Origin of the sequence: Pseudoalteromonas sp. ND6B (assembly GCF_000764215.1) — a bacterium.
Taxonomy (GTDB): Bacteria; Pseudomonadota; Gammaproteobacteria; order Enterobacterales; family Alteromonadaceae; genus Pseudoalteromonas; species Pseudoalteromonas tetraodonis.
Genome location: NZ_JQFL01000020.1, coordinates 1 through 14,451, shown reverse-complemented (window position 1 = coordinate 14,451; position 14,451 = coordinate 1). Strand labels below are relative to the sequence as shown.

Sequence of the window (14,451 nt, the reverse complement as noted above, 5' to 3'; positions counted from 1 at the left end):
ATACACTATAAAACTTAACATTATGCAATCCTTTTATAGGACTTTGTAAATACCGAATCCCTAAGAAGTAATCACTATCAAGCGCTTTTACTTCAAATACGTGTTTATTACTTACGCCTAAATTGTGGGTAGAGTGAGTTCAGTAATCTGTGAGTCACCCAATAGCACTATGTTATTTAGTTCATACCATACATGGTATTTTACCTTTCAAGCGAGCATTATTTAGTCACTAAGTAGTGTTGAGCGTATCTACTTCGGCTTCTATAAGCTCTTCAGAGTTATTACTTACTATGCTTATGCTGGTGGTATTTACTTGTGCGGGCTCAGGCTTCTCTAAAGCGTATTTTAAAGGTCAAGGAAAGCGTTAAACCTACTTCAGAATTGGCTATTGTTTACAAAAAGCTCTATAAGCTGGTCCATTAAGCCAGATAGAACTACGTTGGTTTTAGCCCACCCAAACACTGATAGGCATAGGTTTGCTTATCGCTCGGAGTGCGAAACTTCAGTTATTGAGCACAAGTGCTTGATAAACATCGGCGTCAATATCACGCAGTTTAACGGCCTTACCGTCGGCTAAACATGCAAGTAATGGGGTCATAAATGATTGGTAATCAGGGAGTGACACAAGTATTTCTTTACAGCCTAGGAGTGAGGCTAATCCATTAATGTATATAAGGATACTATATAAAGTTATGCTATTTATCTAAGCAAACTAACTTAGATTTTGCCCTTGGTAAATGTACTAGAGTGATCAACTATATTAGTGATCGCCATTTTTAAGCGATCACCTTTTAACTTTTAAATTAACTCAAAACACAAAAACACCAACCCACTGTTATAAAAGGGATTTAAACTGTTTTTATGTTTACTGTTTGATTGTTTGGTAGCTTGATCGATTACTTTAAAAATTTCTGATTCACAATGCTATAGATACTTTTATGTGTGTAAAACCTACCCTTTTGCCTAAAACTCGAATGACAAAGCACCTTTATATCTATTAAAGTGATTATTAATTAGAAGTCTGGACTCGTAATCGTTATCTTTATTGAGCTTTTTGAGCGTTTCTAATTGTACTAAGCATAAGGCTTTATATTCAAAATCAGATAACTCTTTATCTAACGGTACTCCATGCATTACCTTAGCTCTGCCACCATGCTTAAAAGCATTTTTGTTGCCCTTTGGTGCCCCTGCGCCTTTTCTTTTACCGCCTCTAGTCATTTAGCAGCCCTCATTATATTCAAGTCTACTTGAAGAATAATTTTTTACTGATTGTGAGACTCGCCTTTTGGAGTAACACTTTGCAAGGTAGCTAAGTCTGTAAAGAACCTCTTTGAAGGTTTCATAAAAATCTTCTTGATTTGTAGACAGCTGGTAAAAGCAGTTTTTAATAGCGGATAGTGAGCCCCCACCTGATACCCTTTCCCAAATTACCTTGAGTAAATCGATCAATTTGCTCGGATACGCTATTTTATGGCCATTCAAAAAGTAGGCTATATGATAGTGTTGCTGGGATGCTTTGGCTTTTTCCCTAACCCATATGTAAGCAACTTTACCGTATATTTTTTTTATTTTTTGCAACATACAACTACTAAACTGCGACATCACCTTATTATTAGCACTGTAGCTTTTAAGCCTTAAATCTAGCCTCAATACCAATACTTTAGAAAAGTAACATAGCATGGTGTCTAACTGCTTAATTGTCGAGACTACAATTTCATTATAATAACCATCTGTAAAATTCATTATTTCAAAAGCCACATAAGACTCTTCAGATGCTTTATGATAATAAATTTCTACACCATATTTTTCTTTTAAATTTTCGACTAACTGTGATGCCATCGCTTTTCCTAAATCTTTCCTAAATATTATCAAATACCTGCACTGCAACAATCCTCTTAGCCACGCCATTACTGTTCTCGTAAGTAAATAACGGCTACATAAAAGGGTTGTTTCATTTAAATAACATTCCTTTACGTCCTAAACCATCCCATTAAGACTAATTCGCTTAACCTCATTTAATGGCCATCCAGTGACCTTTGGTGCTAACTTAACAGGCTCTGAAAGTGCCCCACCCATCACCAACTGGCCTAATAGATAAGACGAAATACCAAAGTAGTTTTGTACCGCTACTTTTGAAATAAAAATCTCTTCATCTGCGATTTTGATTTCTCGCTTATTTAAAAACTTCACGCCTGTACCTTTGAATCAATCCAATTGATAACATCGCTATATTGCCAGCCCATAGACCTTCCACTTTGTACAAGTTTGATACTTTGAGGAAACTCGCCTTTAGCCTGTAAGTTATAGATGGTAGTACGAGGTAAGCCTGTTAAAATTTGTACATCACCAATACGAAGAATTCTTTTATTGTCTGTTAATAGAGCATTCAAATTCATAATGTTATTCCTGTTATTTAAGGATCAATGTCCCATTAATTGTTGAAGCGAACCATAACGTTCGCTTAAGTACGGGAAGGATTATAAATATTGAAAACAACTCTAAAAATGGAGCTCCTATATAAAAGCTCCATTTAAAGCTGCACGTAAAATGATGAGCAACCTGAAGATATTTATACTATTTGAAAGGAGTGTTTTTAAATACTTTAAATACTATTTCATCTAACTTACTTTCATGAATAGAATATAACTTTCTAGGCTTTATGTTGTATTTGAAATAATAAGGTTCCATATGTGGGATTTTAGAGCGAAGGTTACTAGTATATACAGCCTCATCCTCCATAGAAAAAGACGATACTCCAAATTTTTTAGTTAATTCTTTAACAAGCCTTTTGACTAATACATCTATGCTGACATTAGCCTTTAACACTTTAAACTCTTTTGTTTTCACCACTTTCTCAGCTACAGTTAAGGCATAATTAAGGATGCCTTTTTCTTCTATAAAAGCGTCCTCTTTGATTTTCTGGTTCTCTATATTTTCATATGATTGATTCAAATCAATACAATCTTCAGCAGAAAAATTTTGATTAAAATAGGATAAGATCTCATCTCGGTACTTTTCCTGCTCAGCACTTCTTTTACCTCTCTTCAATTTAATGTTGAGATATTTTGCTATTTTTTGTGTTGATTTGTGTTCCGATATTAAGTATTCAGGCTTAAGATTCTTTCTTAGAAAGAGGTCTATCGCAGAAATAACAGACCAATCATCAAAATTTTTATATACCTCTTTCTTCATCAACATCCTGTGAAACTCATTTACAGTTCGAAGGTAGGCTAATGTTTTTAAACTATTTATGTTGCCAAGCCTTTTTCCTTTTTCTAAGATTTTTTGATGATACATCAAACTTTTTGCATACCGATTAAGTGCATTTAACTCACCGATTAACTCCCCCAGTGCAATTAACTCAGTAGGTTTTAAATCATTTTTATCTTTTATTGATTTATATAACTCACTAATTCTACTCTCAGCCTCAGTTTGGGTAATCCCCAGTAAGTGGAGTTCATCAAATTGTGTTATTAATGTATTGTTTTTAAGAGCGTTAAAGTTAGCTTGAATTCTATCGATCAGGTCTAACAATGATTCAGAGCTATCAAAATCCTCATTTTTAATTAATAGGTTTGGAGATTCAAAATTGATAGCATTAAATTGAGTTAATTTATCAAACATTTGCTGCTACCTTTGCCGCATTTATGTAGTTGCTCCACCAGCTCATTATTTCCCTTCGGTTTTCAACATACTCAGCACGATTGTATGCAGCCCTAATTTCGTTTTTCTCTTGGTGAGCCAATGCAACTTCTATTAACTCTGAATCAAATTGTTTAGTCTCATTTAGTATTGTACTAGCAAGCGATCTCAAACCATGAGCAACTAGCTCACCTTTAAAGCCCATACGTTTGATTGCAGCATTAGCCGTTTGAGGGTTTGTATGGTTTCTTGGCTCTCTGTCGGCTGGGAAAATATAATCACGATGACCACTAACTGGCTTCATTAATTCGAGTATGCGTAGCGTACTTGATGTTAAAGGTACTTTATGGCTTTTAGACATCTTCATTTTTTCAGCAGGTAATATCCATAACTTATTTTCAAAATCAATTTCAGACCACTCAGCCATTGCAGCTTCACTTGGCCTCACCATTGTATGCAGCTGCCATTCAATTAAGCAGCGAGTTGTAAACTTAATACTTGCCCTTGAAAGAGCTTCCATAAATTCCGGTAATCTTTCACTCCCTATGGTAGCCATAGGTTTTTTTATTGGGGTTTGAAAAGCAGCTTTAATACCCGCCAATGAGTTATGCTCTACTACTCCCGTATTAACCGCATAAACCATGATCTCATTTAATCGTTGGCATAACCTTTTAACTGTTTCAAGCGCACCTTTGGCTACAATAGGCTTAATTGTATCGATAGCAAGTTTTGCAGTAAGACTATTTAGAGGACGTTGACCTAAGGTTGGGAATATATGCCTTTCAAGTGAATTCCACACATCTTCTGCATAATTAGATGAAACTGTGGTCTTTTTAAGCTCAAACCAGTCCAGTGCGACTTTCTCTAATGTATTTAAGCGTGATTGTGTTTCTTGTAAAAATTGCTGCTCTTTATACTCTTTAGGGTCGACTTCATTTGCAAGGTGTCCACGCGCCTCTTCTCTTTTTGTTCTAGCTGCCGCGAGCGTAATTTGAGGGTATTGTCCAAAAGAAAGGTTTGTTCTTTTTTTAGTGAATGGTTTGTAGTACTTAAATATCCAACTTTTAGTACCATTTGGCCTTATAGATAATTGAAGACCATTGCCATCTGAAAGTGAATATTCCTTTTCCTTAGGCTTAGCTTGCTTAATTTGCGTATCGTTGAGGGGTTTTACAGTTCTGGCCATTTCTTTTATGTATACCATGTTCTAGCCCAGTGGATTCAAGGCTTTCTGAGTTTTAGTACCATAGAATCTTCACAACTAAGTGCTATGGTACTAACCATGGTACTAAAAATACTGGATGTAGGTAAACATCTTGGGATATTACAGGCAATAAAAAACCCGCTAACCTATGTGGTTAGCGGGTTTCCTGTATCTGTTCGGATGTTATCGAACAGAGAATTGGTGGAGCTGGGGGGATTTGAACCCCCGTCCGAAAAGCCTCGACCGTCGGTACTACATGTTTAGTATTGTCATTTAATTAACCTTTAAATCCCGGACAAACACGGTAGATAAAGGCGAGGCCGCTTAGTTTTAACGCTTCAACCCCGGCCAGGGTTTCCGTCGCGATCAGGTGTTAGGGTGACACTCCAAAATCCAGTCCACAAGAATACATGGAAGGAGCGCTAGCCAGCCTAAGCTGCTAGAGAGTAGTTATCGTCGTTTGCGATTACTTTAAATTGCGGCTTTTTTACGAGGCAAACCGCACCTCGACATGCACCTCGGGCTTCTTGAATTCCGTCGAATCCTAATCAGCCCCTGAATAAGGTTACTCATTCAGAGCGTACAAGCAGTATAACCGAGTAACCTACGAATACTCAACACCTTAGGCGTTTTATTTTATTTGTTGGTTAATCATGCATCAAACACACATGTAAATGTAAGATATTGAACAATTAAGAAACAATTACTTAACAATGATGGTGCTTTATGCTCAAATGCAAGGCTAGACCTTGGTCTAATACAATATAAAAAATAATAACAGGCATATTACCTAGAGGATTTATAAATGTCGGTTTTTTCTTTTGATGAGCAAACGGGGTATATCTCTTTGCTCTCCCACCCTAATGTCTCAGGTTTAGCCTCAACAGCAACACAGCTTATTGAATTAATTGGCCAGTCAGAATATTGCGAGTGTGAGGTTATTGTTAGCAATATTGGTAAACTGTTTGCTCAAAATAACGCCGAAGAAGCCCCCTCTTTAGTAATTGCTCAAGCCATTGATGCAAAGCTAACCATTAACATTGATGAAAAGAATATGCTCGTTGAAGCTACCCTTATTACTGCCAAGGGCGGTAAATTGCTTAGCATGGAACAAGCGATTGAAGAGTTCTCACAAGCAGGGGTTGTAAAAGGCATTAGCTCTCATGCATTAGAACAGTTATTGGCGCAACAGTTCGAACAACCCCCAGGAAGTACGCATTACGCCGAAGTCGCTTTTGGTCGTGCACCTAAAGTGGGTAACGATGCCAAATTTGTACGTCTTTGCTGCACAGCGCAAGACCGCGTACTTAGCCCACAAGCTAAAGGCGGTGGTAAAGTCGATATGAGAAACCTAGGTGATATTATTACTGTAAAACCTGGTTGTGAATTAATGCGGCGCATTCCAGCAACATCGGGGGTTGATGGGTTTACTGTGTTTGGTGATGTACTAACTGCAACCCCTGGCAAAGAACATAAATTACAACCTTTTGACGGCACTAAAATTGCGCCTGACAACCCCAACTTATTAATTGCCGACTGTACTGGCGTACCGGTTGCCCTTCCCCGTGGTATGCGTGTTGATGATGTTTTATGTTTTCATAATATTGATCCCACTACTGGTCATGTTGAATTTGATGGCAGTATTATAGTCAGTGGTGATATAAAAGATGGCATGCGAGTGACCGCCAGCGGCGATATTACTGTTTTAGGCTTTGTTGAATCGGCGCAGCTCAAAAGTGATAGCGCCATCACAATAGTAAAGGGTGCAATTGGCAGAAAGCGAGAAGCCGATGAGCCATTTACCTGTTCTATTTTAGCTAAACGAACCGTTGCGCTTGGTTACTCTCAATACTGTGACATAAAAACGGATCAAAACTTACTAATAGATCGCCAATCATTACATTGTGACTTGAGTGCCGGAAATCTAATTAGGGTGGGCAATACAAAAGATCCTAAAGGGAAAATTATTGGTGGCCATATTCTCGATGCAATGCGCATTGAAACAGGCGAGTTAGGCGCACCAGCAGGAACTAAAACCCGTGTTTGCATCGCACAGCGATGGTATGTGCTAAAACAAAAACAAGCGCAAATCACTGACTTTGAAAAAGTTTTAATCGGTAAGTCAATTGAACTACAGCAAGCGCGCCAGCGAATTAATAAACAAGTTGCAAGCGCACAGCGTCAGCAGTTTTTGAATAAAATAACAACGAATGAAGAACACATAGCAAACCGAAGCGCCAGCATCAATCAGCAAAAGCAGTTACTAAGAAAGAAAATGGCGCAGCTTTTAGCGCTCAGTCGCTTAAAAGTTAATGAGCTTATGCACCCTGGGGTAGAGCTTAAAATTGCACGAGAATCAATTAGCTTTTCGCGTAATTATCCACCACATTTAATCACTCACAGTGAAGGTAAAATAACGCAATCGTTTTAATAACGCATATTAAGACTGGCTCAGCCCAAAAAAGTAAGTATTCACTATTATGAGCTGATTTTCTAATCTTGGTTGCTAGCTTCGTCTTCGCTCTGTTGTGTTTCGTCTACAGCAAGTGGCCAACCACCTAGTTGCTGCCAACGATTAACAATTAAACAGTACAGTTCAGCAGTACGTTCTGTATCGTATAACGCAGAGTGTGCTTGTTTATTATCGAACTCTATTCCTGCCGCGCGACACGCTTTAGCTAGTACCGTTTGCCCTAATGCCAAACCAGCAAGTGATGTGGTATCAAAACTAACAAACGGATGAAATGGTGTGCGCTTGATATTATTACGCTCAATAGCCGCATTTAAAAAGCCGTGATCAAAAGCGGCATTATGAGCAACCACCACAGAGCGCTGGCACCCTGCGGCTTTTTGCGCTTTGCGCACTACTTTACAAATTTCTTTAATCGCCTCTTCTTCTGGGACTGCTCCTCTCAGTGCTGAAAAAGGCTCAATCCCATTAAACTCAATGGCAGCTTGCTCAATGTTTGCCCCCTCAAACGGTTGCACATGAAAATGAACGGTATGATCGATACTAAGCAGTCCTTCGTCATCCATTTTTAAAACGGATGCTGCAATTTCTAGTAATGCGTCGGTTTCTTTGTTAAAACCGGCGGTTTCAACATCAATAACCACTGGAAAAAAGCCACGAAAGCGTTGTGCGAAAAGTGTTTGCTCAGTATTTGCCATAGTATTCTTGGTTTATAGGGATTAGCTGTCTATTATGTCAAAATTGGTGGCCTGTCGGCTAGGGGATTTATTGATTAATTACAGTTAAACTATAGGCATGTTACTTGCTTAGTAATTAGCGTTTGCGCTGAATTATTTGCTGTTGCGTAATATTTTACGGTTTTTGTCACTTTTTTGGCAGAGCTAGATAACTGGAGAATTCTCGATGAAGTGTAAGTTGTTATTTATTAGCCTAGGCATTAGTAGTGTGCTGTATAGTTTGAATACAACTGCAGCAATGCGCCAGTACACGGCTAACCAAGATAATTCAAACTGGAACTTGGTTAAAACAACTCGCTTGCAATGCCAATTAAATCATGAAGTTCCCTACTATGGTGAAGCTGTTTTTAAAGCATCAGCAAGTAAAAATAAAGATCTCACTTTTAATCTAGACATGGTGGTGCGCCCAGAAAATTACGCGATTGCCGGTTTAAAAGCGGTACCACCTAGCTGGCGAGCAGGCCGCCCTGCCCGTGATATTGCTGATATGAAATTACTTAAAAAGTTTGATGGTGAATTAGGTAATAAAACAGCATGGGAAATGCTGACTGAGCTTGAAAAAGGGAACCAACCTACTTTTTACTACCAGGACTGGCAAAATAGTGCCGATAAAATTGCCGTGGGTATGTCTAATGTTAATTTTAAGCAAGCGTATTGGGCGTTTTTACAATGCCGAGACGAATTGCTGCCATACAATTTTGAAGATATTTCGTTCACTATAATGAATTATGAATCTAATAGCAGTAAATTAACTAAGTCATCGCAACAACGCCTTGATAAAATTGCTGAGTATTTAAAAAACGACCCGAGTATAGAATCAATTAGTATTGCATCGTACACCGATAGTTATGGCGGTCGTTGGAATAATCTCGATTTATCAAGAAAGCGTGCTAAGGAGATTAAAGATTACATGGTTGACTTAGGCGTTGATGAAGCTAAAGTGGTTACTGAAGGCTTTGGTGAAAAACGCTTTGTAGATACTAATGACAATATTTTAGGCCGTGATAAAAACCGCCGCTTAGTGATTCAAATCGCTAAAATGTAAATTGTCGTATTCCATTTCGACCGACGGTGTAATGGATAACGCTTTCGGTCAATACATACCATTTTTGTGATACCTATTTTATACATAGCAAACAACCTCCCTTTTAATTATTAACATTTAGCTTTTTATTTTTTCATTTATATTAGGGTCTGTTGATCTTTCAAGGTTAAATTTGCCGCAGTCTGTTTGGTATTTAGGCAAGGCAGAGCTTATGTGGTGTGGTTATTCCCCATAAATAGGCGATAACGCAGCATTAATGCCAAACAGGCGCTGCCCGAAGGGTTCTGCCTAGGGGCAATTAACTCTTTGTTGCTCGGTTTTTACTTAGCCCACTAGGTTACAAACCTCGCGCCGCGATTAAATTGCCCCTAGTTTGAACAAATATTAATCCGCAAAGGTCAACAGACCCTAATAAGTTAAATTTCCTTTTTTTGATGATTTTGGCTTTTTTAATACAGTTGTAAATAGAAGATTACATTTTATTTTGTCTCTTTTATGACAAAACTATTTAAGTTTTACACAACTAGTTATATCTTGCGTGTCTCTCACGTTTGATCAGGATCATTAAGTGCTTAAAAATAAAACAATAGGTAGCATGTTAATTGTTGCAGGAACCACCATAGGTGCGGGTATGCTTGCCCTACCAATCGCCTCTGCGGGGCTCGGGTTTAATACGGCAATGGTGTTAATTGTAGGGTGTTGGTTACTAATGACCTACACCGCTTTGCTTATGTTGGAGCTGCACCAATATGCCCCTCGCGATGCCACTTTAAATACACTTGCTAAGCTTTGGCTTGGTAAACGTGGCCAGTATGTGGCTAACTTTTCGATGATATTTTTATTTTATGCACTGTGCGCTGCTTACATAGCCGGTGGCGGAGCCCAGCTACAAGAACGTATAAACACTGGTTTTAACTTAAGTATTGCTCCTCAATTAGGCTCCGTTATTTTAGCCGTATTGATTGCAAGCGTGGTGACTTTGGGCACTAGTAAAGTTGATAAGCTCAATCGAGTGCTGTTTAGTATAAAAATAGTGGTTTTAGCTAGCTTGTTTTATATGTTAACACCTTATGTACATGGCCAACACTTATTGGAAATGCCTGTTGAGCAAGGACTAATATTATCGGCCATTCCTGTGGTATTTACCTCTTTTGGCTTTCATGGCTCTATCCCTTCTATTGTTAAATATGTCGGACTTGACATAAAAACCTTGCGCAAAGTTATGATTGCAGGCGCCTCTTTACCGCTGGTTATTTATGTATTTTGGCAAGTATTAAGCCAAGGCATAATGAGCCAAGATCAATTACTACAAAGCGAAGGATTAACTGGGTTTGTAGCCAGTGTGGCCAATATTGCCAATAACGCCAATGTTTCTACTGCGGTAAAACTCTTTGCCGACTTAGCTCTAGCAACGTCATTTTTAGGGGTAAGCTTGGGGTTGTTTGACTTTTTTGCCGACACATTCAAAAAAGCAGATACGGGCGCAGATAGAATAAAAACCGCATTTATTACTTTTGTTCCTCCTCTTGGCTTTGCCTTATTTTATCCGCAAGGGTTTATTATGGCATTAGGTTATGCCGCTATTGCATTGGTGATATTGGCTGTATTTTTGCCGGTGAGTATGGTGTACAAGCAGCGTCAAGGCGTTGAAAAAAGCGGTTATAAAGTACGCAGTGGTAATATTGGTTTGGCCATAGCCGCTTTGTGTGGTATTTCAATTATTAGTGCGCAATGCCTGCAAATGGCAGGGCTAATACCTGCAATAGGTTAATACCCAATAATAAGTAATACTCTATTGGCAATCCCCCCAAACAAGAGTTTGGGGGGATTGCCATGCAAACGCTAATGTTAAAACACGATTGCTTTTCCTCTACCGCTTTGCTCTGACGCCGCATCTAATTTGCCATTATGATTAATAATCACATGCATATCACCAAAGTGGCGTTCGTCCACTGTGTAACCCATTTTTATTAGCTGTTGTTTTACTGATGGCTCCAAGCCGGCATGTGCTCTGATCACATTTTTTGGCCATAACTGATGATGAAAACGCGGGCTATTTACCACATCATCGGCGCTCATATTAAATTCAATCGCGTTGAGTATCGATTGATACACCGAGCTAATAATAGTAGTGCCACCTGGCGACCCTGTTACTATTTTCACATGATTATTACTGAGTAAAATAGTGGGGGTCATAGAGCTGAGCATACGTTTATGCGGCTGAATTTCATTTGCTTTGCCGCCAATGGCACCAAATACATTCATAACCCCGGGTTTAGCGCTAAAGTCATCCATTTCATCGTTTAAAATAAAGCCTGCGCCTTCTACCACCACACCACTACCAAAGCCTAAATTAATGGTGGTGGTATTAGCTACAGCGTTACCCATGTTATCGACAATGGAAAAGTGAGTGGTTTGCTCGCTTTCTTTTAAACCGGGTTTAATGTTTTCGGTGGTTGAAATAGCCTTTAAATCTATACTGCTACTACGGTTTTTAAGATAATTTTCTGCAAGTAGTTTTGCTGTAGGTACTTGATAAAAATCAGGATCGCCTAAGTACTCTGCTCTATCGGCAAATACTCGCTTACCTATTTCAGCCAATAAATGCACATACCCTACTGAATTATGTTGTTGTGCAGGCGTTGGTTTTTTAAGCTCATACATTTTCAGCCATTGCAATATAGCAATGCCGCCTGAACTTGGTGGCGGTGAAGTAAGCACTTGATAGCCGTTCCAGTTAGCTTTTATAGGAGTACGAGACTTTGCGCGGTAATTTTTTAAATCGTCTTGAGTAATAATACCGCCATGTTGCTTCATAAAGTTTGCGATGATCGTTGCGGTTTCACCTTGATAAAAGCCATCTTGGCCATTATCGCGAATGCGTTTGAGTGTGGCAGCTAGCTCAGGTTGTTTAAAAAGCTTACCTGATGTAGCGCTTGCAAAATAACTGGCAAAATTTACTTTAATGTTTTTATTATTTAGATGCGCTATATAGTCCTCAATCAGCTGAGCCAACTTTTCAGGCACTACAAAGCCCTGCTCTGCTAATGTTACCGCAGGTTGCACTAACGCTTTCCACGGTAACGTACCATGCTTTTTATGGGCTAACCACATTCCTGCGACACTGCCAGGCACGCCACTAGCGTGTATGCCGTAAATAGATTTATTTTCAATTACTTGCCCTTGCGCGTCTAAATACATATCACGATGCGCGGCGTTCGGTGCAGTTTCACGGTAATCTATAAAATCACCTTGCCCATCCTTATGAATAAGCATAAACCCACCGCCGCCAATATTACCCGCCTCGGGAAGCGTAACGGCCAATACAAACTGTGCTGCAATGGCTGCATCAACCGCGTTGCCGCCTTGCTCTAACACGGCTTTTGCAGCGTGGGCACTAAATGTGTCGGGCATCGCCACCGCACTTTGTTTAGCCGCTACATTAAAAAAGCCTACTTGTATTATTAAGACACTGCTAATAATTAGCTTGCGTGGTGAAAAAAGTGATCCCATCCCATATCCTTAGGTTATTTTTATACATTGATGGCAAACATTAATGCACAGTAACAAACACTAGGTCAATATTTATACGCCACATTTAAAGAGCTTAGGATTGTTATTAGATTATCCACATGACTTTGAATAAAGTACGGCTGTTAAATTTGAGCCATCCTCTGTATGAATATAATAATGTTTAAGCTGCATACCGAGTTTTTTCATAACATTAATTGAGCCAACATTTGAGGTCAGTGCTGTAGCGCTAATTGCCTTTACTTGGCGTTGTTTTTCAAGCTCTGAACAAATAGCGCCTGCCGCTTCAATAGCATACCCTTTGCCCCAACTCGCTTGCTTAAACCGCCAGCCCACTTCAATATCACTAAAATCAGGCGTATCTGAAAAAAAGCCCATCGGCCGAACAAGCACCCATCCTATAAAGGTATTGCTTTCACGCAAGGTTACTTGCCATAACCCCCACCCTTGTTGCTCGTTACGATAAGCAAGCATTCTAGGAATACTGACTGTTTTTATCTCTTCAAGCGAAGTGGGTTTACCTTGTGTTAAATACTGCATAACGGCTGGGTCTTGATCGAGCTCGTATAATTGCGGCCAATCATGTTCGTCCATTAATTTAAAACTTAATCGTGTTGTTACAGCTATGTTCATTTTCATTGTTGTATAGTTACCCCTGAATATAATTTTCTCTAAAGGAGATAGTAAATGAAGAAATTAGCAGGTTTAGCTTTATTAGGCACTTTAATTACGTTAACTGGCTGTGAAGATGCCAACGAAGTAAAACAAGATGCAAAAGAAACAAGCGCTCAAGTGAAAGAAAAGCTTGATGAAACTTGGAATGAAGTAAAGGAAAAAACCAATGAGCTTAAAAATGATGAATCATTAAATGAGCTACTTGAAGAGAGTAAAGAAATGGGCTTAGACATGTACGACGACGGCAAAGAAGTAGCTGTTGATGCATGGATTAAAAGCAAAGAAGCGGCTGGCGAGCTAACTGAAAAAACCAAGCAAAAAGCACGTGAAATTGCCGCAGAAATTGAGCAGGCACGTAAAGAACATAAAGAAGGTTAATTATTTTTAACCATAAAAAAAGAGGGCGTTCAGAATTCTGTGTCAGCCTAAGTTGCTAAATATCTAGCACACCATCTAACCTACCTTCGAAGTGGATGGCCAATTGCGACAATGTCAGATTCCAATTATGGATTGGCATTGTCCATTTCTTCGAGGCATTCAATATGCCTGCATACAATAATTTCATCAAGCTGTTTTCATTAGGGAATGCTCCCTTAGTCTTGGTGAGTCGTCTAAACTGGCGATGTACAGCTTCAATTGCATTTGTGGTATAAATAGCTTTACGCACGTAATCTGGATACTTGAAGTAAACCGACAGATTGCCCCACTTACGACGCCAAGACTCGATAACGATAGGGTATAACTTGCCCCATTTGGCATCTAATTCGGCGAGAGCGGCTTCTGCTGCATCTTTAGTGGCTGCCTTATAAACGGGTTTCAAGTCAGCCATAAACTCTTTTTGGTGCTTTGAAGCAACATACTTCATCGAATTACGAATTTGATGAATAACGCACTCCTGCACTTCGGCGTCAGGATAGATTGTTGCTATTGCTTCAGGGAAGCCTTTTAGTCCATCAACACAGGCAATTAAAATATCGGATACACCACGATTATGTAAATCTGTTAATACTGATAGCCAATAGTTAGCCCCTTCACTTTCAGAGATATATAAACCAAGTAACTCTTTGCGGCCCTCGATATTGACACCTAGTACGGTATAAATAGCCTTACTCACGTAGCGCCCATTTTCTTTAATCTTATAATGAAT

General features: G+C 39.1%; 15 protein-coding genes and 1 other RNA gene. 4 read left to right on the top strand and 12 right to left on the bottom strand.

The features are described from left to right. Nucleotides 1-502: 502 nt before the first annotated feature. The 8 genes from ND6B_RS20480 to ssrA form a co-directional block, all read right to left on the bottom strand. A complete protein-coding gene (locus ND6B_RS20480) occupies nt 503-625 on the bottom strand; it encodes a hypothetical protein (protein WP_268746937.1) in 123 nt (40 codons plus the stop codon). A gap of 338 nt (nt 626-963) precedes the next feature. Then, the gene (locus ND6B_RS13730; RefSeq protein WP_033102941.1) at nt 964-1,218 is read right to left on the bottom strand and encodes a hypothetical protein; all 255 of its coding nucleotides are present in this window, start codon (nt 1,216-1,218) and stop codon (nt 964-966) included. Then, nucleotides 1,219-1,839, bottom strand: coding sequence for a YagK/YfjJ domain-containing protein (locus ND6B_RS0119060; protein WP_051686715.1), 621 nt, complete (start codon nt 1,837-1,839; stop codon nt 1,219-1,221). Nucleotides 1,840-1,977: 138 nt separating this feature from the next. Further along, nucleotides 1,978-2,190 carry a hypothetical protein gene (locus ND6B_RS13735; RefSeq protein WP_033102940.1) on the bottom strand — a complete coding sequence of 71 codons (213 nt, stop codon included), beginning with the start codon at nt 2,188-2,190 and terminating at the stop codon, nt 1,978-1,980. After that, nucleotides 2,187-2,396: a helix-turn-helix transcriptional regulator gene (locus ND6B_RS13740; protein ID WP_033102939.1), complete on the bottom strand. Its 210-nt coding sequence runs from the start codon at nt 2,394-2,396 to the stop codon at nt 2,187-2,189. The genes ND6B_RS13735 and ND6B_RS13740 overlap by 4 nt, the downstream gene beginning before the upstream one ends. A 178-nt stretch (nt 2,397-2,574) precedes the next feature. Continuing rightward, nucleotides 2,575-3,624: a hypothetical protein gene (locus ND6B_RS13745; protein WP_033102938.1), complete on the bottom strand. Its 1,050-nt coding sequence runs from the start codon at nt 3,622-3,624 to the stop codon at nt 2,575-2,577. Beyond that, a complete protein-coding gene (locus ND6B_RS13750) occupies nt 3,617-4,846 on the bottom strand; it encodes an integrase domain-containing protein (protein ID WP_318249053.1) in 1,230 nt (409 codons plus the stop codon). Before ND6B_RS13750 ends, ND6B_RS13745 begins: the two co-directional genes overlap by 8 nt. A 199-nt stretch (nt 4,847-5,045) precedes the next feature. After that, nucleotides 5,046-5,402: a transfer-messenger RNA gene (gene ssrA, locus ND6B_RS19865) on the bottom strand. A gap of 249 nt (nt 5,403-5,651) precedes the next feature. Between ssrA and ND6B_RS13755 the strand changes: the two genes are divergently transcribed. Further along, a complete protein-coding gene (locus ND6B_RS13755) occupies nt 5,652-7,277 on the top strand; it encodes a DUF342 domain-containing protein (protein ID WP_033102936.1) in 1,626 nt (541 codons plus the stop codon). A 62-nt stretch (nt 7,278-7,339) separates the two neighbouring features. Here ND6B_RS13755 and rnt read toward each other — a convergent pair whose 3' ends face one another. Next, entirely contained in the window at nt 7,340-8,014 is a 675-nt protein-coding gene (gene rnt / locus ND6B_RS13760; RefSeq protein ID WP_010388028.1) for a ribonuclease T, read from the bottom strand. Nucleotides 8,015-8,219: 205 nt separating this feature from the next. Between rnt and ND6B_RS13765 the strand changes: the two genes are divergently transcribed. Continuing rightward, a complete protein-coding gene (locus ND6B_RS13765) occupies nt 8,220-9,098 on the top strand; it encodes a flagellar protein MotY (protein ID WP_033102935.1) in 879 nt (292 codons plus the stop codon). Nucleotides 9,099-9,666: 568 nt separating this feature from the next. After that, entirely contained in the window at nt 9,667-10,869 is a 1,203-nt protein-coding gene (locus tag ND6B_RS13770) for an aromatic amino acid transport family protein (RefSeq protein ID WP_081844651.1), read from the top strand. Nucleotides 10,870-10,946: 77 nt separating this feature from the next. Here the strand turns inward: ND6B_RS13770 and ggt are convergent, their stop codons facing one another. Both ggt and ND6B_RS13780 read right to left on the bottom strand, forming a co-directional pair. Then, nucleotides 10,947-12,611: a gamma-glutamyltransferase gene (ggt, locus tag ND6B_RS13775; protein WP_033102934.1), complete on the bottom strand. Its 1,665-nt coding sequence runs from the start codon at nt 12,609-12,611 to the stop codon at nt 10,947-10,949. A 111-nt stretch (nt 12,612-12,722) separates the two neighbouring features. Further along, on the bottom strand, nt 12,723-13,268 hold the full coding sequence (locus tag ND6B_RS13780) for a GNAT family N-acetyltransferase (protein ID WP_028834019.1): 546 nt from the start codon (nt 13,266-13,268) through the stop codon (nt 12,723-12,725). A 48-nt stretch (nt 13,269-13,316) separates the two neighbouring features. Here ND6B_RS13780 and ND6B_RS13785 point away from each other — a divergent pair, with 48 nt between their 5' ends. Continuing rightward, a complete protein-coding gene (locus tag ND6B_RS13785; RefSeq protein ID WP_013465487.1) occupies nt 13,317-13,682 on the top strand; it encodes a hypothetical protein in 366 nt (121 codons plus the stop codon). Between the two features lie 55 nt (nt 13,683-13,737). Here the strand turns inward: ND6B_RS13785 and ND6B_RS13790 are convergent. Further along, the coding region (locus ND6B_RS13790) for an IS256 family transposase (protein ID WP_033102931.1) at nt 13,738-14,451 on the bottom strand (714 nt) is incomplete at its 5' end.